Here is a 22,250-nt window from a genome sequence, read left to right as displayed (position 1 = left end):
GCATTACGAAAATCAGAATTGAATACTACGGAAGTGGTGGTCGGACAGGAGCCGTCATCTGGGCACGCCTGCCTCAGGCATCCTGTATTTCTTCGGTCCTCAAAGAGCCTTGGTGCTCGTCCGAAATGGGCACTTGCGAATGCGCGCTCAGTATCCGTCCCTGTTCAGACGTCGATCGGTACCTTCGCTTGAGCGTGGCGCGTAGCCAATGTCCCACAGCGACTATCACACCGAGCACTGTGAGCGCGAGGAAAAAGTCATTTGCGATACTTGCCACCAATGTCGGCATGGCGATGGGAGAATGCGGTGAACTCTCACCGAGAATGCGTATCTCAACCCGGACCAGGGCATAAATCACTGAGCCGTAAATGACAAGTTCCACCAGTCGGCGCATACCGCGTCTCCGGAGAGCGGGGTCAGCCCAGCCATTGGCAGCCAGGCGGGACTATCCTGACAAGTCCCAACACGGCACATCAGCTCGACGCCCTGAGTTCGTATTTCGACGCAGCGCCTGAGAACGTGAACGAGTTCTCACCAGTCGATTAGCGCCGATTCTAGTGCTGGCTCTACGCTGTCGACATCCCAACGCCTCCTCAACGTAAATGCCGCACCGAAACTCAAACGCAGACGCCGCATTTTCAAAAGCCCAACACTCTCGCCCGCAATGTCGCCCCTATCTTTATCCGCGTCTGCTCAATTCACGAGCAGCGGATTGGCAGCACCTATTTCTCGGCCTTCGCATGACTTATGCACAGCCTTGTCCACCGAAAATGTGGATAACGAAAAAATTAGTCTAGAACATCAACACGATTCGCTAGAGCTCGAGTGGCCTGGAGACTGCTTGCCATACCCTATATGCTGTCGTTCATGGAAATAGTGAATACGAAACCTTCGACGGTGCTATACGCGGCGTCGAGTCCTCCGATGGCGTCGGTAACGCTATTTCCGAGGGCTCGTTTTTTTGATTTTTGTTGGGGAGGTCGTGAGATGCTTGCCGTGAATCGGTACTTAATGTTGTGCGCAATCAACCGAGTGCGTTCACATGTTCCTGTTCTGATATTACTGGCGACGGCCACTGGAAATTGCCTTGCTGTGTTGCCACCCAGATATTTGGGTATTGAGAAATTCGATCAGTGTTTGGCCGAGAAACGTGTCAGTACGTTTCGGGTATGGTGTATGCCAGAAGAGAAGCCCCAAGCATGCCCCCGCTCGAGTTGGAAGCAACTACGCGCGCTGAAGGGACGAGAAGCAATCTCCCCGTGTGCCGAGAAAATTCCATCGTCTCAATGATACATCCTAGGCGCGTAAGGATATGGGACAAGGTATACCGCTATGCTGGAGCGAGCGACTGTCGAGTTAATCGCCTGATCCACTATGGAGTGTTTCACAATGACAGATGACAATTCGGTCAATGTACTGGCGGTGGATGTCCGTGGACAACTCTCGCGAGTGCCTGCAGCTTCACTGCTCATCGAGTTTTCCAATGGCCAATCGCTTGAGTTCACGTGGCGGCAACATGCGGACGATCCTCGACCGCCGTCCATCCAGGTGTGGGGCGGCCGAGTGCCACGCGATGAAGCATCCGAAAGAGAGAGACCCGTTCGCCCATACGGGCTATCGATTGTGCCGTGTGCCAGTAATCTGGTCACGGTCCAGCCACGTCCCGCTGGCGAACTGAGCTTGGCCTCGGCGAATGTCTACGCCGTGGATGACAATGATCGTTACGTGGCGATAGTCGCGGAGTCGCTGGTTGTAGAGTTAGTTGGCGGACGGTCATTCGAGATCGCATGGAAGAATGAACAGACGGCATCGGTTGCAATCTACGGCGGACGGATGGCACGAAAAGAATGGCTGTTCAGTGAAGTGCAACTGCGAACGCAAGCACTGGCCATTTTCCCTCTCGCAGGCAATGTCGTTCACGTCCATTCGTTTGCATTGCAAGAATTGGAGAGCACGACGGAGCGACGTCACCCCCGATTTGAGTAGCGCGACGATTTAGAGTCCAATCACGTAGTGACCTCCCCCCCGGATAACTGAGCACCTTGGCCTAGAGATCTCCGGCGTCAAGGTGGGCAAGTCGGAACTCACCCGGAGTCAGATCGCCTAGTGAGCTATGCGGCCTGAAGTCGTTGTAATCCTGTCGCCAGCCTTCGATCTTTTCTCGGGCATCGTCCAATGACAGAAACCAATGCACATTCAGACATTCATCCCGAAAACTGCCGTTAAACGACTCGATGAACGGATTGTCCGTGGGTTTGCCCGGACGGGAGAAGTCCAAGGTTACGCCATTTTCATACGCCCAGTGATCCAGCGCATGAGAAATAAATTCGCTCCCATTGTCGACCTGTATCCGTTTCGGGGCGCCTCGCAGCGCTTTCAGGCCCCATCGTTGCCACCACATCGGCCGCCCTCAAGGCGTAATCGACGGTGATCGCCAAGCTCTCCCGACTAAAGTTATCGACCACAGTTAAGGCCCGGATTTTCTGTCCGTTGAACAGCTGATCGGCCACGAAATCCATGCTCCAGCAGGCATTCACCGTAGAGATTTCGGGTCGCTCCATGCGGTGTGCGGCAGCGACACGACACCGAGGCCGAGGCCGCTTACGCCGAAGATTCAGCCCCTCCTCACAGTAGATCCGGTACGTCTTCTTGTGATTTATCAGCCAGCCCTCGCGTCGTAGCAGAACATGAATGCGTTCGGCACCATAACGTATTCGCGTTTCGGCGATCTCCCGGATACGCCGCCGCTCAGCACGGTCATCGCGGGGATGAGGTCGATAAAAATACGTGGCCTGACGCAGTTGCAACACTGCCGTTGCTCGTCGGATGCTCACCCGATACGCCTGCATCAAGAAGTCAGCCAGCTCGCGCTTGCGGGCCGGCTTCACAGCTTTTTTGCACCACCTCCTGCAGCATTTGCTTGTCCAGGCTTAGGTCCGCCACCATGCGCTTGAGTCTGGCGTTTTCCTCTTCCAACTGCTTGAGCCGGCGCAGCTCCGAAACGCCGAGACCGCCGTACTTCTTCTTCCAGTTGTAGAACGTGGCCTCCGAAATACCCATCTTCCGGCAAACTTCCGCCACCGTCGTACCCAGTTCGGCCTGTTTCAGCGCAAACGCGATCTGCTCTTCTGTGTACTTCGATTTCTTCATGCAAACCTCCCGCCCGTCAGGGCTTCAAATTTGCCAGAAATCTCCAGTTTTCGGTGCTACGGTTTTTCGGGGGGAGGTCAGTACGGTACACGTTACATCCCAGCCTAGCGCAACTAACCTCGAATTCCGAGGAAGTCCGGGCAGCCGACTACTCACGATTCTCGTCCTGTAGCGTCGGCCATATTCGTCAGCGTTCTACCGCCCCCGTCGCACTTGTTACACGCCGTGGTTACACGCCAAACGGTATCGGCACGTTGTTGGAGAACACGTCAAAGCCGCTGCATGAGTCCACAGCCTCTGAAAAAACGTCGGACGGAGTTCTGGTCAAGTTATTTATCCAGATGCACGCAAAGTGAAGTCATCGCGATTAGCAAGATTAAGAAGGCGACGGCAGGCGGAGCTGCGGCTTCATCTGAGCGATGGAATGCCTGAAGCCAGCATCCAAGCGGGCTGGCGACACGAGAAACGCCACGTACCAAATAGAGAAATTTAGGCAAAACGCAAAGACGAACACCAGGCTCGTTGCCGTGATAAGAAAAATGTCGTTTTCAGGAGCCGTGACGCAAATCCATTGGCCGAGCAAAAGCCCAAACATCAACGCGCCGAGGGCATATGTGTTCTGCAATACCTGATATGCAGCGATCGCGAGCCATTTTTGACGAGGGGCCGCTATCAACAAAGCGGCAAAAATTATCCCAAGAACAGCGAAGACATTCCAGATATGTGGCCCAATGCCTTCCTGCACTGACATCTGCAGATATTTGACTGACAGGTGGCTACTGAGCCAGTCCGTTGCGATGACTCCAGCTATCGCGGGAAGCGCCCAAGCCGCGAGGACAATCGCGGCTTGTTTTAACTCCCAGCCTGGCCAAAAGTCTGTTCGCCTGAAGTGGTCGGCGTGGTGCCGAACCCAGACGCGAATTCGATCTAGTTGGGCCCGAACGGATGACATGGTAGTTAGTTCCTTCATCTGTAGGTGGGGCGGAGAACGGTGGTTTGACGTTGGCGCAATGGTCGCGGACCTGATTGTCTTGTCGCAATCCTTCGGGAATTAGAACTTCATTCTGAAGCCGAGATTGGCCTTCGCGTTGTAGTTCCCATCGAAGTGATTGACCGACGCGCTCACCGAGCGCTCGCCATACTCCGTGTACTTGTTATCCGCCCACGAATATGAGCCACCCACACCGGCTCCCATCCACGTCCTATCGGTCCTCGTGTCAAAGTTCACACCCGCCACACTCACCGACGACCCTCCGAGCATATCCTGATAAGCCTTGTGAAATTTCCGTAAAATCACACTTACTTCGACGTCTCAGTAGTTCTCACCGAGGACTACGATGGCTCCGCGCAGCAATACCAGCGGAATGAGAGGGTTCGTATTGGTAGGCGCACACTCGAGATCACTCAATGGCTCGGGATCATTTCGGCCTTGGCGAGCAATCAAGCTTAGCGTCGCTACGTTATAGGTTACAACCAGCGCGTCGAGCCAACCGATCACGCCCTCCCGTAGCCGTGGCGACCGCGTGCAAAGCTGGCCCGGCCGGCCAATCCCCGTTCACCTCGCCTCTTCGCACAATTGCTGATGCAGGCTGAGCTCCTCACCATACCCCGTCATCGGATTCCACGCCGGAGAATGGATTGGTCCCGCTATTGCTAGGTCGACCGTTGTTTCGCTTCTCGTTGGCTCGGCAATGTCGGCATGACCCGGGACCGCTACCGGCTGCAATCTGGCCCGAGTCACGGCAAGCTGATACTCATATGCACGCGAGACCTTACGCTCGACGAGTAGGCCATCATCCATGAGTTCCTCAACGACCAGATCAACGCACCGACGGGAAATGCCGCAGATATTCGCTAATACCGGCCTGCTGTACCACTCGCCCTTGTCCATGCAATCCAAAATGAGATCTTTCACTTCCTCACCTCAGTAACCGTCACGTTCCGCGCAAGCTTCAGTTGCCGCATAAGTCGACTCGTTATTACACCGCACCATTAGCATCACCCATTTCCGTCGCATATGGGCACTAACCGACAAAGTCCACGATGTACCGTAGTAACGACCGCTTGCGACTACTGATTGCTGTGATCGGCGGGAGCTCGAAAGTCACTTGCCACACGAGTTTCGGCTCGACCGCAGGCCTTCGCACCTGAAGCAGCTCTTGCGGCGGGCGGCATGGCACAGGCCAAGTGTTCAGCGTTGCAACCTGCAAATGACTGCTCCGCAGCGTGCCATCTCACACCCTGGCGGCGGAAACTGCCCGGTTTGTGGGAATTTTCAAGGTATCGCGCCTGACAATCGAACCCGCTTCCGCGCTCTTCGGCCGTTGCAACATGCCTTCGGGCGAATTCCAGAAATTTTCAGCCACATATCACCAACTCGAGATAGGACAGATGTCCGTCTTCGTCCATGCAATCGAGCATGAACGCACAACGGAAGCACTTATGAACGAGCTGAGCATCAAAACTTCCCCCTCATTTATGACCATGGCCGCCACGCTCCTCTTCGCCTGGCTGCAATTCAGACCGCTCCGTCGAACGAACGGCCCAAGGATTGCAAGCCTCTCCGTCGCGACTCGCCGCACACTGGTGGCAATAATCGCGCAATTTCGGCCCGACAAGAAGGGCTCAACGCAAGCGCTCTCATGTGAACACCCCCGGAGCACGTCGTCTCATGCATCAGGGCACCACTTTGGTCATGAGCCCGAGCGGCACAAACAGGAACCGGGGGCCAAGAATAAGCCCTACTGCCCGCGATGTCGCTCCGAGCGCGTCGCTCATCGAAATGTCGGGCGAAAAGCGGGAAGCGCAATCGGTGCGGTTGCCGGCGCGGCGAGCGGAATAGCGACAACCCTCTCCGGAGCGGAGGTAGGTGCGACGGTCGGACTGGTGGGGGGACCCATCGGATCACTCGTCGGGGGCGTAGCCGGTGCCGTGGTTGCCGGGCTCGTCGCAGGTGCTGCCGGTTGTGCGGCTGGCGCAGTTGTGGGCGATGTTGTGGACGAAAACGTCCTCGGCAATCGGGAGTGCCTCGATTGCGGCCATCAATTTGCCGTCTCATCACGCTAGCCCGCCACACTCAGCTTCTCCTCACAAATCCGCGCCACCGAGTAGCGCCGCCAAATCCAGCATTCCCTTTCGAACCTTCGGAGAATTCACATGCACCTTGTGCAATCCATGGCATATGTCAATGAAAAACCCTGGCACGGACTAGGAAACCGCCTGACCCTGAATCAACCACTCGATGTCTGGGCAGACCAAGCCGGGATGAACTGGCGAATTGAGACAACCGACGTTCGGTACGCCGATGATGACGGCTCGACAACCACAATTCGAAAATTTGAAGGGCAACGCGTGCTGTACCGGTCTGATACGAAAACACCTTTGGCGGTCGTCTCCAAGCGCTATCAGGTGGTTCAGCCGCAGGAGATCCTCGAGTTCTACCGGGATCTGACTGACGTGGGCGGCTTCCAGCTTGAAACCGCTGGCGTGCTTAAGGAAGGGCGCAAGTTCTGGGCACTGGCGCGCACAGGCCATCGGACAGCACTCAAGGGTCGTGACGAAGTCAACGGTTACCTCCTGCTAGCGACCGCGTGTGACGGAACACTCGCCACGACCGCGCAGTTCACGTCCGTTCGGGTGGTATGTAACAACACGCTTGCGATCGCGCTTCAGGACGGCACAGGGACGGTCAAAGTCCCTCACCGCTCGCAGTTCAACGCGCAGGCAGTTAAGCGTCAGTTGGGAATCGCCGTGTCGTCGTGGGAGACCTTCATCTCCCAGACGCATGCGCTCGCAAACCGCAAGATCACAAGCTCGGATGCGGAATCCATTTTGCGAAAGGTCATGACGTATTCAACTGGAACCTCGGGAACCGCTAGCCGCGCGCACGCGGACTCCAACACCGTCAACGAGCGTGCAATCAAAGCGATTTCCCACCTTTATCAAGGGCAAGGGCTGGGTGCCGACTTTCCTTCCGCTCAAGGCACCGCGTGGGGTTTGCTCAACTCCGTTACCGAGTACGTCGACCATCATCGGCGCGCAAAGTCGCCTGACCATCGGAGAGACGCCGCGTGGTTTGGACAAGGAGCCACCATAAAGCAAGATGCCTGGAATGAAGTCGTGAAGCTTGTCGCCTAGAGCACCCCAGTACCCAAGCAGAAGAGCAAAGAGCCCCGTTGGCAACGCCAACGGGGCTCTTTGCATTTCAGACTCATCGGGACCACACGCACTATGGAAAACATCAAGAACCCCGCGTCTCACAGACGTGTTGCTCTGCGCATCGCACGAGACACGCAAGACCATTTCATTGTGGAGCTCAGCCGAGGCCCCGCCTATCGATTCCCGCCCTTCTACTCGCATGCTGACGTCCTACACGAGCTCGGAGCACTGGGCGTCGACTGCACGAACTTGCACGAATCCCCAAGTGGGGCGCTTCAGGACAAACCCGCAGCAACCCTCACCAGCACCGACGAGAAGGCCACGCCGTCAATCTTTAATGGAACAGTGATGCAAGGAAAGACCACTCATGACCTCGTCGATCTGCGACTACCGCTGGGTCGAATCGTGGCAACGCCGGGTGCGTTGACGGCCATAGAACAAGCCGACGTCTCCCTGAGCCTGCTTATCTTTCGTCACGCAAATCACGACTGGGGGGAGCTATGCCCTGCGGATCGCGACCTGAATACGTTAGCACTCCAGGTCGGCGGACGCGTGCTCTCAAGCTACCCACTGCCGGACGAGAGCAAGGTCTGGGTCATCACGTCGGCGGATCGGTCGCTCACGACCGTCCTATTGCCGAGTGAGTATTGAGGAAGAACGGAACGACGAAAGAGGCGCTTGCCGCGAAGGTTCGCCGATTAGCTGCGTAGTGAGGTGAGAGGTACTGTCGAAATGCTTTCGACAATCGCCCGCGGATCGGCTTCAGGCACGCGCACATATTCGAGGAACTCAATAAGATCCAGTCGCCGCAAACCATTCTCAGCCTTGGAAACTGAAGATTGCGAGCGACCAATTCGGTCCGCAAGTTCCTGCTGCGAAATGCGGCGCGACTTCCTCAACTGAGCGAGAAGTTTCACGACGCGCTGGTAGCGATGGTCTTCGATAGGGTGCGACATGACGCAAACCATACCGCCGCATCTCGCGCCTAGCCGCACCGGCAATGACGCAATGCGATAACTCTCATGCAAAAGCAACTACCGCGCTATCAACACAAAGCCTCCCCGACCGACGAGGCTCCCCATTAATCCTCACGGCGTCGCCTAACGCCGCCCATGCTCCGATTGCTTCCGGGCTAGACGCGCCGAAAGACGCTCAATCACCTCGACCATCATCTCTCGATCTGAGGATGTCAGTTTTGACAGCAGCCGACTGAGATGGCTGGCTTGATCCGACGGCCGAATACTGGCATCCGTAAGCAAATCGGCAGCATCGCACTGAAAGACCTCAGCCAATTCAAATAGTCGAGCCACAGTCGGAACGACTTTTCCTCGCTCCATACGAGATACAGCCTCCAGACCGACACCAAGCCTTTCGGCAACCTCATCTTGTGTTAAGCCACTGGCCAAACGCTGGCGCGCAATAGTGCGTCCGATTGCGATCTGCAATTCATCCGAATTCGATTTCGACATGATTCCTCCCGGTCACCCGAAATGGTTGACCACCATCTCGTTGACTCGAAGGACCCAACAGGTTGATAATCAACCAATTAGGTTGATATTCAACCGAGTTTCACTCACATTTTGCGCAGTGCGCGATATCCCGATCTCGAAGTCCATGCGTTTCAATTGATCTGTCTCGGAAAGGAGTATCGCAATGCGCATGTCCATCTGCTCAAGATACTTGGAGCTCAGCATGTCGATGCCCGTGGGTTCCATATACGCGCAAGGCTGCGAAGTCAGTGGATGCAAGTTGAGCGCCGCACTGATGCAGTTCAACTTGTCCTGCGTGGGTTCTTCAGCCCCCCCCTCCAGGGCGCTTGCGCGGGAGCGACTCGACACGCATCCCATTAGTCCTGCGATGCATCTCGCCACTGTCGAGTCGTCCTCAAGGCGCTACCAAACCGAAGTCGAAACGCCTCGGGATCGGTTCCTACCTTAGCTATCCAGGCGTTCCCAAGTGAATTTCTTACGTCAACAAACATCCCCCAAAAATTATGAAATCCATCACAGACTTTAAAGACCAGGTAAACACGAAGACCGCTAGGCTTTGGCGGCTAAGCATCGCGACGGTGAGTATCCTCCCGTTCATATGGCTCGCCGCCTGCTCCGACAGAACCCTCGATTTTCGCAACGCGGAAATCGTTAACGGAAAGGCCTACGCTGTAGGCGCTAACAAGCCCTTCACCGGCAAGCTCACCAACATTCCTGAAAACGCCCTGCTACTGAAGCAGGACGGATTCGTCAAAGCGGCTCGCGTTACCGGCATGACCCTTGCCGGAAACATGGGAGGCGCGCAGTCTGTCATGTTTGACTCGTTGTGCGACGCTCAAGTGAGCGACGGCATGTTGGATGGGAAATTCGTTTGCAAGGCGCCGCAGTCTGAGACGGTCATGATCGAGTCGTCTTTCAATCGTGGGGCGTTGGACGGAAAGCTGACGCTGAATGGCGGACCAGGCAATGGCCCGCTAACTGAAGTCAAGTTCGACAATGGCCTGCCCAATGGCACGCAAAAGATCTATGGATGGAGCACCCATAAGCTTGTACACACATATCCGTGGGTGAGCGGCGTGCTCTCTGGCACTGAAGAAGGGTTTGACGCCAACTCGGGCGAGCTCATCAAGCGCGTTTCAATTGTTAACGGTCAATACGAAGGGGAATTGGTACAGTACACGCCCGACGGCAAACAAATGATCCTGCGCGCGACTTATGTCGGCGGACGTTTGAATGGCCCTTTCAAGTCGTGGGATGCCACTGGCTCACTGACAGGGGAAACTTTGTATGCCAACGGGATAGAGGTCGGCACGGATGGGAAATCGGTCGATGACTGTGTTCGCGAATGGGACGAGGCCGATCAGAGCATTCAGACATCCAAACAGATGGCAAAGGGGATTCTGACCGGCACCACACCAGCCACGGAGGAGCAGAAGGACTCGTGGCGCAGCAATTGCCGCGCTGGTAACCATCCAAACCCCACGGAACAATCACAAGCCCGCCAAGCGTACGAGCATGCGAGCGCCGCCATTGATGACTGCATTGCTAACAAGAAGGCCATGCTCCGGCGCAACAGCGGCATGCCGGACAATTTGGCGATCATGGATTCTCAGATCATTGAGATGCGTAACGCCTGTTACCGCGAGGTCGGCCACACCGCGTCAGCCAGAAGCTCGACTATTGCGAGCTCAGGCTTGCCGAAGGCCTCCTCAGCCGAAGATGCGTGCGTGGCGGCATGGACTGCTGCGTATCGACGGGAGAAGGGTGGTGACGCATTAGTCTCAATGGACCAATTGAACGAGTGGGAGGCCTGGTGCAAATCGGGCAAGCGGCCGAGCTAAGGCGTTTCGTTTCGCGCGCATATAGGCAGAAGGAGCGCGATGCGCCCCTTCTGCCTAATTTTTTGGAGCATTCTTTTTTCGCACGTGCTCTTCATTTTTTGTCCCGAGATCTTCCTGCCCTGATGACTACTATCGCCCCGCACCCCAAGGCCTTACCGCCATGCGCTAAGTGCCACGCAACGCCGAAACAATGACTTGGGGCGAAGAGTCAAGGCACTCGTCAATCCTAGTTGACGAAAACAATGTTCTCATTATCATGAAACGCGTCGTGCCTCACCCATCCGCCGTCCTAATAGAAGTCAATAACGCAGCGATGACGACGCAGCACATTCAAATCTGACGGATATGACAGATGACGACGAAAGAGATCGTGCTGACGACCACGCTCGTCGATGCCGCAGATAAGGTCGACTATTGGCGCGAAGCCATGAGCCCTCTATTTGAGATTGGCCTACCGCCCTCCTCCACTGTCTCAGCCTTGGACGGGGAATGTCGGATCCGTTCGACTGGCGAGCTAATGCTTCTTAATACACGCTTCTCCGACCAAATTTTCTTCCGTTCAGAAGCAAAGGCGAGAAAGGCCGACGCCGACGTACTGTTACTCCAACTCATCTGTGGCCACGGTTTGATGGGACGTTTCGGTACTTCTGCGATCGAGCTTCGATACGGCGACCTATTAATTCAAGACATCGCCCGCGCTTGTATCACACCGGTTGTCCAAGGTCGCACGCTAACTATCGTGGTCGATCGCATATGCCTGGAGCGACTATTGGGGCGGTCTGATCTGAACGGTGTCGTCCTGCGACGGGAGCAGCCAACGACCCGTCTTCTCGCGGACTACTTGAAAACGCTTTGGGATGTGGCGCTTGATTTGAACGCGGCAGACGCGTCCCTGGCACTTGATGTCGTTGGACGGCTTATGAAGGCGGGGACCGGCAATGCGTTGGTCATGTCCCCCGAGGAGGAAGCAGCTTACGCAGACACAATGCGCCCCCAGATCCACGCGTACATCCGCCAAAAACTTGCTGGCACTGACCTAACGCCTGAAACCATTATGGCGCGGTTCAATATGTCTAGGACCGGGCTTTATCGCGCAATGGACGGTGCCGACGGTATCGCCCGAGTGATTCGGAACACCCGGCTTGATGCAGCCCTGGCGCTTCTTATAAAACAAAAGGGCCTGCCGATATCCCAAGTGGCCTATCAATGTGGTTTTTCGAGCCCTCAACACTTCTATAAGGCTTTCCGACGCAAGTTCGGACACTCCCCAATCGAAGCTCGCGAAGCACATCATGCGAACACCGCACCCCCGAGTCTAAGACAAATCATACGTCACTACGGGCGCGTAGAGAGGTCGTATATGCTGCCGGAAATTGCATGAAGTTGCTTTGGCAGCCGAACACAACTACAACCTTATGACTCAAGCCGCACCCCATAGCGCGTTTTTCATGTGCCTTGGTTGTGAGATCGTCGAATGTGATCGCAGCAGTGAGCGAACTGGAAGCGTCCGCAAGCACTATCTTGCGATGCAGCACATCCCACAACGAGTCCGGAATCGACTGCTGTGAGCCTTGGCTTTAAGGCGCAGACGCCGACACCCACGGCTTGTATCGCTGCGCACCTCCCCGCCCCCGCGTCTCGGCCACTTGGCGCATAGAGCCTGCGCCACTTCCGTTAGGAACAACGCTTTCAATTCGCCCGAAGTTGGGCGGTCATACGAAATAGCGGACGTAGCCCGCCATGGCGATCGGGGTGATTTGCTCGCACACCGTTTCAGGTGCAGAACGGCATCAGGCAACGCCGTCGCAGTTGACGTTTTCGACGAAATGTCAGCGAGCAGATTCGCCCTCGTAAAACGCGAGCCACACGAGATCGCGCGAAAAGTCGCATTAGTGCTACGGTTGCCATTGCAAAGTTCGCCTTTTATGTTGAGTTTCCGCATGAATGAATCTCGCCGAAGGTGCTGAGTCTCCACGAACGCGTGCATTCGCATATTCTGAAACTGACCCAATCACGGTCTTGCTCGGGGGACCCGGTCCGCGGTTGGTCGTGTCATGTCTCCTCCGCTGTGGGTTGAGGATGCCGTCCTAACGCGGACGGCATCCTTTTTGCCTACTTATCCAGACACTCGTTCATAGCCTCTCCATTTTTGGGGGCACGCAGTTGACAAAATTGCCATGTGCGCCTCCCTGCCCTCGGAATATGGAACTGAGCGCGCGCCATTTTGGCTCATAGCTTTCGGCTAATGCGGGATAACGGAATTTCCAGCGTTTCCCGGCGTGCCCGTTGCTACATAGCCGCCGTACGGATGACGTTCACGTACGCGTGAGAGAGAACGTCAAAACGCAGGGTTGCGGCGCGTGGATCGTCAGGCCTTTTGAATTTCGAGCATCTCATTTTGAAAACATGACCGCCCCGATCGCGCTCATGCACCGCAATCACCGCGTGGGCTAGATCGAAAGCTATGCTCGCTTCGTCACTCCGAATTCCGGGCGTTTCGGCTACGCCGCAACCGATCAACCCCGCCGTCAACTGCAGGATCGAACCAGACCATGAACAATGACAATAAGGACTTCGATCGTTGAGTGTGACCCCAAGCGGCTTCGCCATCTTGAGTCCAGGCAAATGGTGAATCTCGCGCTACTAGTGGCATTGATCTCGACACACCCAAATCCGGAAGCAGCCGCCGAAGTCTTTGTGCAATCGAGTGACCAGTTGATCTCGGGATGGCTGGCACTGCACCTGCCTCAAAAGTTCATCGACTCGGGCATTGCTTATCGAGACTTGCTGCTTGGTTACTTTAGCTGAGCAAGCGCGCGGACACTGATGTTGGCTGACATCGGCCGCCTGGTCTCATCTCCACAACTCGGCATCCTGCACGCGAAACCATCGTCCTAGCATCTCGGACGAGTACGGCTCTTCATGCTGATGAAGATGACGAACTCAGTCGATCGAGTTTTGGTGAGCCACCGCATTTCTTCCTGTCTCCGCGGCCCGCCCGGATACCCATTGACTAAGTCGCTCCGCAGCCTTACTGCGGACCTCACCGGCTGTGGTGCTCCCCAGAGCATCGGAGCAACCTTCGTATCAAAACTACAAGGCCCCTCAGTCCCGCTCCTGCAGGAACCCGCTGCCCGATTGCCCGCTCTCGACGGTGCTAGGCGGACATCGTGTCACTGTCAGCATTAATAGCCCTTTCGCAACATCTCCGAAATCTGCACCTGAATATCAAAAGCCGATGAGGCCTTCTTCAAAGAAGCAGCATATAGACGCTGCCACAATGATCAAGCGCTTGACGCGTTTTCATCAACTTGCAAGACCGGGCTGCGAATCGACATTGGAATGCCATTGCGGGGCGTTGTTGCACACACCTGCAGACAGAGTGACGACCTGACGGTTTCGAAAACGCTCGAACAGAGGCCGCATCTACACAGCTGTTTCCTACATGGATTCCTGGGGATTAGCAGAAACACCCCTCGGGGATGCAGACGTGGCCCATGGCGAAATTTGGATAGCACCAAGAACTCGACGAAGCACAACGCGGGACTGACCGCACGAGGTGCGGTAACGGGGGATCGGAATGCACAGTTTTCAGCAATGGTTGAGAGGAAAGCGTATCGTTGGCGCTATGGTTCAGGGCCGGCGCGAACACGAGTCAATCGCGCGAGCGCTATGCATCCATGACGGTGGAATTGCGCCGACGCTGCCCGTCAGCGTCGCTCCAAGCACGCTGCTCGCACCGCATCCCGTCAAGCTGATCTGCCTAGGCGTGATCACGTCGTTGTCTCTGGCGTCCCATTCGGCGCAGGCAACTTGCACAACGTCCGGCACGACGACTCTATGCGATCCAAACGTCTCCACTCCCTACACGAGCACAATCCAAACCGGCCCCACTACGCCGTCCGGAGCAACGGTCGATGTTGGGACAAACGCACGGGTGATTGTCGGAGATGCCTCCGCAATCTCGGTCGGCGCGAATGCCACAATCAATATTTCCTCCGGTGCCCTCATCCAGAATAGCGCCGTCAAGAACAGCGGCCTGTATAGCACGGGAGCCAACACCATCGATGTCGGTGCAAACAGCACCGTCAATGTCGCCAATGGGGCAACAGTGCTGTCCAACGGCACCCAAGGGAATGCCGAGACGATCAACCCAGAAGGCGCAAATGTCGAGATCAATAACCACGGCACCATTCAAGCAACACACGCAGCAGCGATCTGGTTCGAGAACACGGTCGGAACCAACTACGTCAACAACTTCTCCGATGGCGTGATAGCAGCGCCCGGCAACGTAATCGGGAGTTCGGGCAATGGCGCGGTGATCTTTACTAATCAGGGACAGGTCATCGGGAATCTCGTTTTCGCCGGTGGCGACGACGTACTGCATCTGTTTACCGAATCTTCGATCTCCGGCTCAATCAACGGCGGTGGAGGGAGAAACCTTGTAACGCTTAACGGATTGGGAAGCGACACGATGTCGGCCGGCGCATTCAAGAATTTCCAGACTCTCATCAAACAGGACAGTGGCACCTGGACGTTATCCGACACAATGAGCGGCATCACAATGACGGAAGTGCAGGGCGGCACATTGATTCTCTCGGGCGACAACACTAAGTACGCAGGCAAAATGTCTGTCGGCGTCGTGGGTGTCTTGCAAGGCAGCTCGCAGAACTTGCCACCGACAATAAGCGACGACGGCCTAGTGAGATTTTCCCAGACGACTGATGGCACTTATACGGGCAATATCGCCGGCTCCGGCCGCATCGAAAAGTCCGGTGCTGCGACACTCACACTCGCGCCATCGACCACTGTTGGCAACACCTACTCAGGTGGTACGCTAATTTCACAGGGCATCCTGAACTTCAGCACCGACGCCGCGCTCGGCGCAACCTCGGGCGGCGTAAGTTTCAATGGTGGAGCGCTACAGTTCGGCACTTCGTTCGACCTCGCTGGATCTCGCCTCATTACGCTGGAGGCGAACGGCGGAGTTATCGACACGCAAGGCTTCAAAACAACGATCACGCAGCCGATCACGGGGCCCGGTGGCTTGGCCAAGAAAGGCAGCGGCACCCTGGAGCTTGATGGTGTGAGCTCCTACAGCGGCGGCACGACAGTACTTGCAGGTACGCTCGCAGTGGGGGACCCAAGTCATTCTTCCGCCGCGATCTCCGGAGGAGGTCCCGTGATCATCGCAAGCGGGGCGACCCTCGGCGGCTATGGCACGATCACGGGCAACGTGACCAACAACGGCACGGTAGCCGTCGCTAATGCGATGACCGCATTCACCGGGCAGAACGCTGGCACGTTCGCGATCAACGGCACACTCACTAACTCCGGGCTTGTCCAGGTCGGATCGAGCAACACCAAGACTACCGGCAACACGCTCGGCGTGACGAGCTACGTCGGCAATGGAGGCACGCTGGCCACCAACAGTTATCTCGCCGGGGATGGTGCGCCATCTGATCTGTTGTTGATCCAGGGCGGTACGGCGAGCGGCACCACCACGCTTGCTGTCACGAATGCTGGTGGGCCGGGTGCCCAGACGGTGCAGGACGGTATCAAGGTGATCCAGGCTATCAATGGCGCGACGACCACGGCGGGTGCGTTTTCGCTCAAGGGGGGACTGATCAAGGCCGGAGCATATTCGTATTTCCTGGCTCAGGGCGGTGTGAGCCCGGGAACTTCGCAGAACTGGTATTTGCGAAATACAATCGCGCCGACGCCGGCGCCCACAAACGGGCCAGATGCCCCTGTCATTGGCCCGACATTGGCCGAAGGGACACCAGAATTGCCCGATCCCCCCATGCCCGGTACCGACCCGACCGTGTTGTATCGACCAGAGGTTGCTCTCTATGCGGAGATTCCTAGCGTCGTGCGAATGCTCGGCCTGCTTCAGGCGGAGAGCTTCCACCAAAGGCAGGGCGAACAGGCCCTTCTGCATGAGGGGCAGGGTGCGCTGAGTGCAAGCTGGGCGCGTGTTTGGGGGGCAAGAGCGATTTTGCGCAAGACGGCACCGTTTCTCCAAGGTTCGATGGCAACTCGTTCGGCTTCCAGGTTGGGCAAGACTTGTACACGCACGTGCGCGAGAGCGGCCATCGTGACCATATCGGCGCGTTGTTCGGGATTGCTCGAGCGACCGGCGACGTGACAGGATTCGCGAATGGGTTCGCGGGCGCCCCTGTCGGGCACCTCGCGGTTGACACCTATAGTGCAGGCCTTTACTGGACACATATCGGGCCGGGAGGGTGGTATGCCGATGCAGTGGTCATGGGAGGAGGCGTGGACGCCAAACCCAACTCCGTCGATGGCATGATGGTGTCGACGCATGGCGGCACCGCCTTGGTGTCCTTCGAGGCGGGTCTGCCTCTGAGGCTGCCGATGTCGACGGCCAACACCGCCTGGACCATTGAACCCCAAACCCAACTCGTCTACCAGCACGCATCCATCAACAACTTCAGCGATAGCGCTTCGGACGTGAACCTGTCACCCTCCAACTCCGGGGCCGCGCGCCTGGGAGTACGCCTTGCGGCCGCGTACCCGATTGGGGCGGCACGGGCGCAAACTTGGCTGCGGCTCAATGTCCTGCGTACTTTCGGCGGCAATGACATGGCAAGCTTTGATGGGACCTCGATCACGACGCAAGTACGTGCCACTGCCGGGCAAGTGGAGCTCGGCCAGTGGATAAAAATGGGGGCGAGACTTGGCATGTACGCGAACGTCGGCACGATCTTCAATCTGGGCGGGGCCCGTCAGCGAATGATTCTCGGCAACGTGGGAATGAGATGGACGTGGTAGGACGAACGTCTTGGGTTTCCACATTGGCACCGCCGAAAATTCCGTCTTTCCGCACGGCGAAATTCAGTCAATGGGACCCTGCACTTTTCAAGTGAGCGTCAGCTGAAGTTCTTGTCCGGGCAGGCACATCGGATGTCTGTAGCACCGAATTCGGTCCACATTCGCGTATTGGGTAGCACGCCGATCATCACAAGTTCTCCGGCACGGCGCGCCGCACCGAGTCAACGTCCGCAATTACAAAAAAGGCCGGCATTCCGGCCTTTGTTGTTTCAATTAACAACACAACCTCTTCGTTTTATGCTTTTCAATTTCGTTTAGCTTAAGATTCAAATATCAAGCACCATCCACGTTCTCTTGAAAGGCATGCATGCGATATCTGATCGGCTTTGTCGTGCCCTACGCGCTCGTACTTCTGCCACTGCGTTGGTTGGCCAAATCCGGTGAGCTCATAGGCGGCGTCCCCTTGATCTTCATCTGGCTGATCGGTTGCATCCCGCTCACTTCACTGTGTCTATACACTTGTTGGCGTCTGTTCGACGCAAAGCATCACTAGACTCGCCTCTCTACGTCGTTTGATAACGAAGGATCGACGGCACCATGGCACCAGTCGTTTTTTCACTTTTGATTGCTTTCGCTACGACCCTGGCGATCGCCGCCGGTCGAGGCCGACGAAATCAATCGCCGCTCGACTTCTTTGTTGCATCGCGCCAACTCACGACCATTGCCGTGTTCTGTCTTGCCGCCGCCGAATCTTACGGCATCGGAACGCTCATCGGTTTTTCGGCCGGCGTATACAGTAACGGCGCTGCATACGGCGTTTGGTATATAGGCTACCTTCTGCTCGCGTATCCGATTGGATACTTCCTGCTGCCGCACCTTTGGCGTATGGGCAAGCAGTACGAGGCCATCACCCTGCCCGACCTGATCAAGGGCTACTTTCAGAGTCGCACCTTCGAGCTCGTCGTTGCCATTGGATCGATAGCGTTTCTCGTCCCCTGGGGACAACTACAGCTCATCGGTCTCATCATCGCAGTAAGGGCACTTGGGTTGAACCTCCCACCGATCGTCGTTATTGCCTTCGCCACAGCCCTCGCATTTCTGTTTGTCATCATTGCAGGGATGCGCTCATCGTCACGTATCGCGATGCTCAAGGACCTATTATTGCTGATAGTAATTGTCGCTACGGGAATTTCTGCTGTAACCGCTGCCGGAGGCGTCGGTCCTCTGTTCGATGCGGGTGGCATACGTATTCGCGCTACGCTAACTGACGAAGAAATCAACTTCGCAATCAGCACCATTGTCTTTCAGGCGTTGGGCCTGTATCTAATACCGTTGGCGCCACAAGCGATATTCAGCGCCAAAGATCCCGTTGCATTGCGCCGGGCGCACATCTTCATGCCGCTGTACATGCTACTGTTTCCATTTCTCATCGCTGCGGCTTACTACGCGGCGTCGCGCCCGGCATTGGCAGTCACCCCAAGCGATACATTCCTCGTTACCGCACTGCAAACCCTGCCCGCATGGGCGCTCGGTCTCGTCGCCGCTGCGACGGCACTGACCAGCATGTTCGTCCTTGCCGGAACCTGCCTTGCGATCGCCCCAATTGTGGTCCGCAACGTCGTACCTTCGCTCCCCGTAGCCCGCCAGACCAGAATGGCGCGACTTACCATCACCTTGTTTCTGGTGGTAGTCGTAGCACTGTTGCCGATTGCTACGCCGGTCATGATCCGATTGGTCAACATCACCTATGTAGGTGCCACTCAGTTTGTTCCGACCGTCGCGGTCGCGTTGCTCGGGATCAGGGTCTTGCCCACCGCCCTCATATCCGGCGTGGTATGCAGTTTGGCCTTTGCTGTGACCGGTGTCGCACTCAACTGGACTTTCGCAGGCGTCAACATAGGCGCCATTTCACTAGGGCTCAACGTCGCCGTCGTATGTGCTCTCCACGCCTTTACACGCCGGCGAGGACGAGCCGCTCTCGTGCAACGGCGAACGTTTTAGCACCGCCCCAAGGTCATCCGATGGCCGCCACGCAGTACCTGCGCAGCAACATTCTGGAACAACAAAGGCCGGGAAACCGGCCATTGTTGTTAGTAACCTCTATTGATTGAAGCTGGCCGCTAAGCAGCGCTGGCCTGAATAAGACGTAATCCCCATCCCGTTTTTAGCGTTCCATCTTCACGTTGAATCGCGGCAAACGCCGAAAATAGTTCGCCCTTGAACTGTGAGCGCGTGGTCGCGGACATCCTGTCAGTATCATAAGTGTCCAACATGTCCGACCAAAACCGCTCCGGTGTAGGCGTCCAGTCAACTTCAATCTCTTCGAACACGACACTTGCGAAACCGTGCCGGAGTAGTTGACTCCAGCCGGCTTCGCTGCGTGTACGAGCATCACCGAGTGGCAAATGTGCAAGGTTCGCCATCGCAATCGGTCTGAGTATGTCTAGAAAGACTTTCCCGACTTCCCCGGTCAGAAAGGTTCGCCCGACGACAGCTGAAAAGGTACCTCCTTTACGCAATACCCGGCGAATTTCACGGATTACCTGCACTATGTCGTCCATCAACATCAGAGCCATGTGCGATAGCACGTAGTCCACTGAACCGGTATCGAGCGGCAACTCCTGTGCGCGCCCATTTATCAACCACACATCCTGCGGCAACGCTGCGCGGGCCGCGCTTAACTCGCTATCGCTCATGTCGACACCGATCAACTTGGTTCCTGCATGGCCCCTATCGCTCAGAATTTTCAGCAGTGGCCCATCACCACATGCCAGATCGAGCACAGCGCGCGACGCCCCATCATTCGGGACCCGCTTTACCAATGCATGATAGGACGATAGGTATTCTGCCTCCGTAGACCACGCAGGCTGATTGCCAAAAGCCCGGCGCGTCGCTCCGGCCCGACGCCGATGAAAATCTCTTAGGTAGACTTCCGCTTGGGACGTCATTCTTGCGGTACCCGCAATCCCGAGCTTGAGCGCATAGTCATCAAATGCCTCCCTCATCGAAAATGACGTCCTCGTCGGATAGCTCTACTTTTGAAGGAAAAATGGCAGAAACAGCGACCGGAGTGATTATAAGGTCGCCAATCCGATGCCGCGTCTCGTCGAGAAAAGAGTTCGCTGTGGCGGAAACGAGCGCTAACACAAATGAGATCGAGGAGAACATGCTGACGACGCAATAACGGTTCACCGTCAGATCAAGCTCGACAATCTGCAATTCGAGTCTCATCGCGCTTTCGCACAAGGTGCGATATCGTCGCCGCCCCCCGAGCACGGTAGCCACGCCCAGATCGAACTAGTGCGCATAGCGGGCTTCTTGTCTGGTAAGCACAAGGCGCGGACCATTAATGCTCGTACATCGTCCCCGCCGCATGCAATCATTCCTGCAGCGCAGCCCTCTAGCGTCACACACAATTCGGTGAGCGCATTCTCGCGTCGCTTTCGCGAACCGGTTCGGGCACCGAAGCATATCGTTGAGTTGCAAGACGAGCAGCTTTGGTCGATGGTCGCCCTCCTTAGGCGTCACGTCGCTCGACCAAAGCACTTCGAATTTGATCGATATATTTCGAAGGAAAATTGCTTCCATCAAGCACCTGGAGCGTGGCTTCTAAGACGGCAATGTCGTCTATGCGACCATTGACGTTACGTTGCACATAGTCCTGGTACTTGATTGGCTCAATCATTAGGAGTTCATCGGGAATACCCAACAGGCTCAGGGCACCCTTCACCGCATTGAGCATCGAAGGCCTAGCGCAAGTCACGATGGAAAAGAAGTGATCGCGATTGAGCTTCTTATCGAGTCCGGCGAGAGAACTCATTAGGTAGTATCTGTCGCCCTCACGTATGCCTCTCTCGACCATCTGTTCAAGGTACTTCGCAAACCGATCATCATTCCTCACGCTCGGCGGACAAACAGCGTCACTCACCCCGTGAAGCGCGTCGATAAACTCGTGCGAACCTTCAAGGGCCTCAAATATCCCCCCATCGGTGCAAGATGCCAGGATATGCAGAATCCAGGAGTCGCAAACTCCAGAGATGTGGACCTTTAGTTGGTCCATGATCCAACGTTCCGTAGCATGGTCATGCTTGCCGGAGTCTGGAGTTTTCATGTTGTATTTTTTCTCAGTTGTATTTCGCTCTGCAGGCGTAGAGCACACGTGCGAAGGCTATCGATCTAACTGCATATTTGTGTTCCATACACGCATCAGCGATCATCCTCCTGCATAGCCAAACAGGCTCGCAGCGTTAGCTGAGAGCCTGTTTGTTTGGTCGCAACCCCTTGGTGGTTAGAACTTCATTCTGAATCCGAGATTGGCCTTCACGTTGTAGTTACCACCAAAGTGATTGACCGACGTGTTCACCGAACTCTCACCGTACACCGTGTACTTGTTATCCGCCCACGAATACGAGCCTCCCACGCCCGCGCCCATCCACGTTCTGTCAGTCCTCGTGTCAAAGTCCACACCCGCCACATTCACCGACGACCCGCCGAGCATCTCCTGATAGACGTTCAAAATCCCGTAGAACGACGCGTTCATGGAGCGCCCCTGACTGTCCTTCCACGAGTTCGTGTAGTTCGCCGCCACCCCCAGTCGTCCAATCAGGCTATTGCTCCCGTGCATGCTCACGTCACTTCCCCAAGCATCCTGGAACGCGCGAGCATCGATCGACGACCACATCAGTTGCGCCTGCGGCGTCACCGACCAGTTCTGATCGATCGCCACACGCTGGCCAGCCTCGATACTCGTGGCAACCCCCATGGCTTTGCGACCATCGGCAAGACCCGTATGGGTTGCCCACGACTTCAGGTCACT

Annotated in this window: 20 protein-coding genes and 2 pseudogenes; 10 read left to right on the top strand and 12 right to left on the bottom strand. The window is 56.2% G+C overall.

Features of this window, described 5'->3' with window-relative positions:
* Positions 1 to 1,389 precede the first annotated feature (1,389 nt).
* The gene (locus PAN31117_RS25150) at positions 1,390 to 1,986 is read left to right on the top strand and encodes a hypothetical protein (RefSeq protein WP_150740594.1); all 597 of its coding nucleotides are present in this window, start codon (positions 1,390 to 1,392) and stop codon (positions 1,984 to 1,986) included.
* Between the two features lie 61 nt (positions 1,987 to 2,047).
* Here the strand turns inward: PAN31117_RS25150 and PAN31117_RS25145 are convergent.
* The 5 genes and pseudogenes from PAN31117_RS25145 to PAN31117_RS27280 form a co-directional block, all read right to left on the bottom strand.
* Positions 2,048 to 3,150 (bottom strand): annotated as a pseudogene (locus PAN31117_RS25145) (IS3 family transposase).
* Positions 3,151 to 3,526: 376 nt separating this feature from the next.
* Positions 3,527 to 4,102 carry a hypothetical protein gene (locus PAN31117_RS25140; RefSeq protein WP_246185871.1) on the bottom strand — a complete coding sequence of 192 codons (576 nt, stop codon included), beginning with the start codon at positions 4,100 to 4,102 and terminating at the stop codon, positions 3,527 to 3,529.
* 99 nt (positions 4,103 to 4,201) lie between these two features.
* On the bottom strand, positions 4,202 to 4,411 hold the full coding sequence (locus PAN31117_RS25135; protein ID WP_150792044.1) for an autotransporter outer membrane beta-barrel domain-containing protein: 210 nt from the start codon (positions 4,409 to 4,411) through the stop codon (positions 4,202 to 4,204).
* Between the two features lie 294 nt (positions 4,412 to 4,705).
* Positions 4,706 to 5,065, bottom strand: coding sequence for a hypothetical protein (locus PAN31117_RS25130; RefSeq protein ID WP_150740592.1), 360 nt, complete (start codon positions 5,063 to 5,065; stop codon positions 4,706 to 4,708).
* Between the two features lie 989 nt (positions 5,066 to 6,054).
* Positions 6,055 to 6,192, bottom strand: a complete 138-nt coding sequence (locus PAN31117_RS27280; protein ID WP_174991110.1) for a hypothetical protein — start codon at positions 6,190 to 6,192, stop codon at positions 6,055 to 6,057.
* A gap of 114 nt (positions 6,193 to 6,306) precedes the next feature.
* Here PAN31117_RS27280 and PAN31117_RS25120 point away from each other — a divergent pair, with 114 nt between their 5' ends.
* Together PAN31117_RS25120 and PAN31117_RS25115 are read left to right on the top strand one after the other, a co-directional pair.
* Positions 6,307 to 7,287 carry a DUF932 domain-containing protein gene (locus PAN31117_RS25120; protein WP_150740591.1) on the top strand — a complete coding sequence of 327 codons (981 nt, stop codon included), beginning with the start codon at positions 6,307 to 6,309 and terminating at the stop codon, positions 7,285 to 7,287.
* Positions 7,288 to 7,656: 369 nt separating this feature from the next.
* Entirely contained in the window at positions 7,657 to 7,959 is a 303-nt protein-coding gene (locus tag PAN31117_RS25115; RefSeq protein ID WP_150740590.1) for a hypothetical protein, read from the top strand.
* 47 nt (positions 7,960 to 8,006) lie between these two features.
* Here PAN31117_RS25115 and PAN31117_RS25110 read toward each other — a convergent pair whose 3' ends face one another.
* The 3 genes from PAN31117_RS25110 to PAN31117_RS25100 form a co-directional block, all read right to left on the bottom strand.
* Complete coding sequence (locus tag PAN31117_RS25110; RefSeq protein ID WP_150740589.1) at positions 8,007 to 8,264, bottom strand: helix-turn-helix domain-containing protein; 258 nt, start codon at positions 8,262 to 8,264, stop codon at positions 8,007 to 8,009.
* A 144-nt stretch (positions 8,265 to 8,408) separates the two neighbouring features.
* A complete protein-coding gene (locus PAN31117_RS25105) occupies positions 8,409 to 8,777 on the bottom strand; it encodes a helix-turn-helix domain-containing protein (protein WP_150740588.1) in 369 nt (122 codons plus the stop codon).
* A 69-nt stretch (positions 8,778 to 8,846) separates the two neighbouring features.
* Positions 8,847 to 9,146, bottom strand: coding sequence for a hypothetical protein (locus PAN31117_RS25100; RefSeq protein ID WP_150740587.1), 300 nt, complete (start codon positions 9,144 to 9,146; stop codon positions 8,847 to 8,849).
* A gap of 155 nt (positions 9,147 to 9,301) precedes the next feature.
* Between PAN31117_RS25100 and PAN31117_RS25095 the strand changes: the two genes are divergently transcribed.
* From PAN31117_RS25095 to PAN31117_RS25065, 7 genes and pseudogenes are all read left to right on the top strand, one after another.
* A complete protein-coding gene (locus tag PAN31117_RS25095; protein WP_150740586.1) occupies positions 9,302 to 10,639 on the top strand; it encodes a toxin-antitoxin system YwqK family antitoxin in 1,338 nt (445 codons plus the stop codon).
* Positions 10,640 to 10,991: 352 nt separating this feature from the next.
* The gene (locus PAN31117_RS25090; protein ID WP_150740585.1) at positions 10,992 to 12,020 is read left to right on the top strand and encodes an AraC family transcriptional regulator; all 1,029 of its coding nucleotides are present in this window, start codon (positions 10,992 to 10,994) and stop codon (positions 12,018 to 12,020) included.
* Positions 12,021 to 13,264: 1,244 nt separating this feature from the next.
* Entirely contained in the window at positions 13,265 to 13,447 is a 183-nt protein-coding gene (locus PAN31117_RS25085; RefSeq protein WP_150740584.1) for a hypothetical protein, read from the top strand.
* Between the two features lie 772 nt (positions 13,448 to 14,219).
* Entirely contained in the window at positions 14,220 to 16,787 is a 2,568-nt protein-coding gene (locus tag PAN31117_RS27765) for an autotransporter-associated beta strand repeat-containing protein (protein ID WP_150740583.1), read from the top strand.
* Positions 16,679 to 17,434: pseudogene (locus PAN31117_RS27600) on the top strand (autotransporter domain-containing protein); the annotation flags it as partial. The gene PAN31117_RS27765 and the pseudogene PAN31117_RS27600, both read left to right, overlap by 109 nt.
* Positions 17,435 to 17,801: 367 nt before the next feature.
* Positions 17,802 to 17,987, top strand: a complete 186-nt coding sequence (locus tag PAN31117_RS27855; protein ID WP_150740581.1) for a DUF3311 domain-containing protein — start codon at positions 17,802 to 17,804, stop codon at positions 17,985 to 17,987.
* A gap of 44 nt (positions 17,988 to 18,031) precedes the next feature.
* On the top strand, positions 18,032 to 19,435 hold the full coding sequence (locus PAN31117_RS25065) for a sodium:solute symporter family protein (protein ID WP_150740580.1): 1,404 nt from the start codon (positions 18,032 to 18,034) through the stop codon (positions 19,433 to 19,435).
* A gap of 119 nt (positions 19,436 to 19,554) precedes the next feature.
* Here the strand turns inward: PAN31117_RS25065 and PAN31117_RS25060 are convergent, their stop codons facing one another.
* From PAN31117_RS25060 to PAN31117_RS25045, 4 genes are all read right to left on the bottom strand, one after another.
* Entirely contained in the window at positions 19,555 to 20,382 is an 828-nt protein-coding gene (locus tag PAN31117_RS25060) for a methyltransferase domain-containing protein (RefSeq protein ID WP_150740647.1), read from the bottom strand.
* A 40-nt stretch (positions 20,383 to 20,422) separates the two neighbouring features.
* A complete protein-coding gene (locus PAN31117_RS25055; RefSeq protein WP_150740579.1) occupies positions 20,423 to 20,719 on the bottom strand; it encodes a hypothetical protein in 297 nt (98 codons plus the stop codon).
* A 232-nt stretch (positions 20,720 to 20,951) separates the two neighbouring features.
* Positions 20,952 to 21,545: a hypothetical protein gene (locus PAN31117_RS25050; RefSeq protein WP_150740578.1), complete on the bottom strand. Its 594-nt coding sequence runs from the start codon at positions 21,543 to 21,545 to the stop codon at positions 20,952 to 20,954.
* 177 nt (positions 21,546 to 21,722) lie between these two features.
* A partial coding sequence (locus PAN31117_RS25045; RefSeq protein ID WP_150740577.1) for an autotransporter outer membrane beta-barrel domain-containing protein occupies positions 21,723 to 22,250 on the bottom strand: 528 nt, incomplete at its 5' end.

Origin of the sequence: Pandoraea anapnoica, assembly GCF_902459765.1 — a bacterium.
GTDB lineage: Bacteria > Pseudomonadota > Gammaproteobacteria > Burkholderiales > Burkholderiaceae > Pandoraea > Pandoraea anapnoica.
The sequence above is the reverse complement of the archived record's forward strand: the minus strand, read 5'-3'. Positions and strand labels throughout refer to the sequence as shown.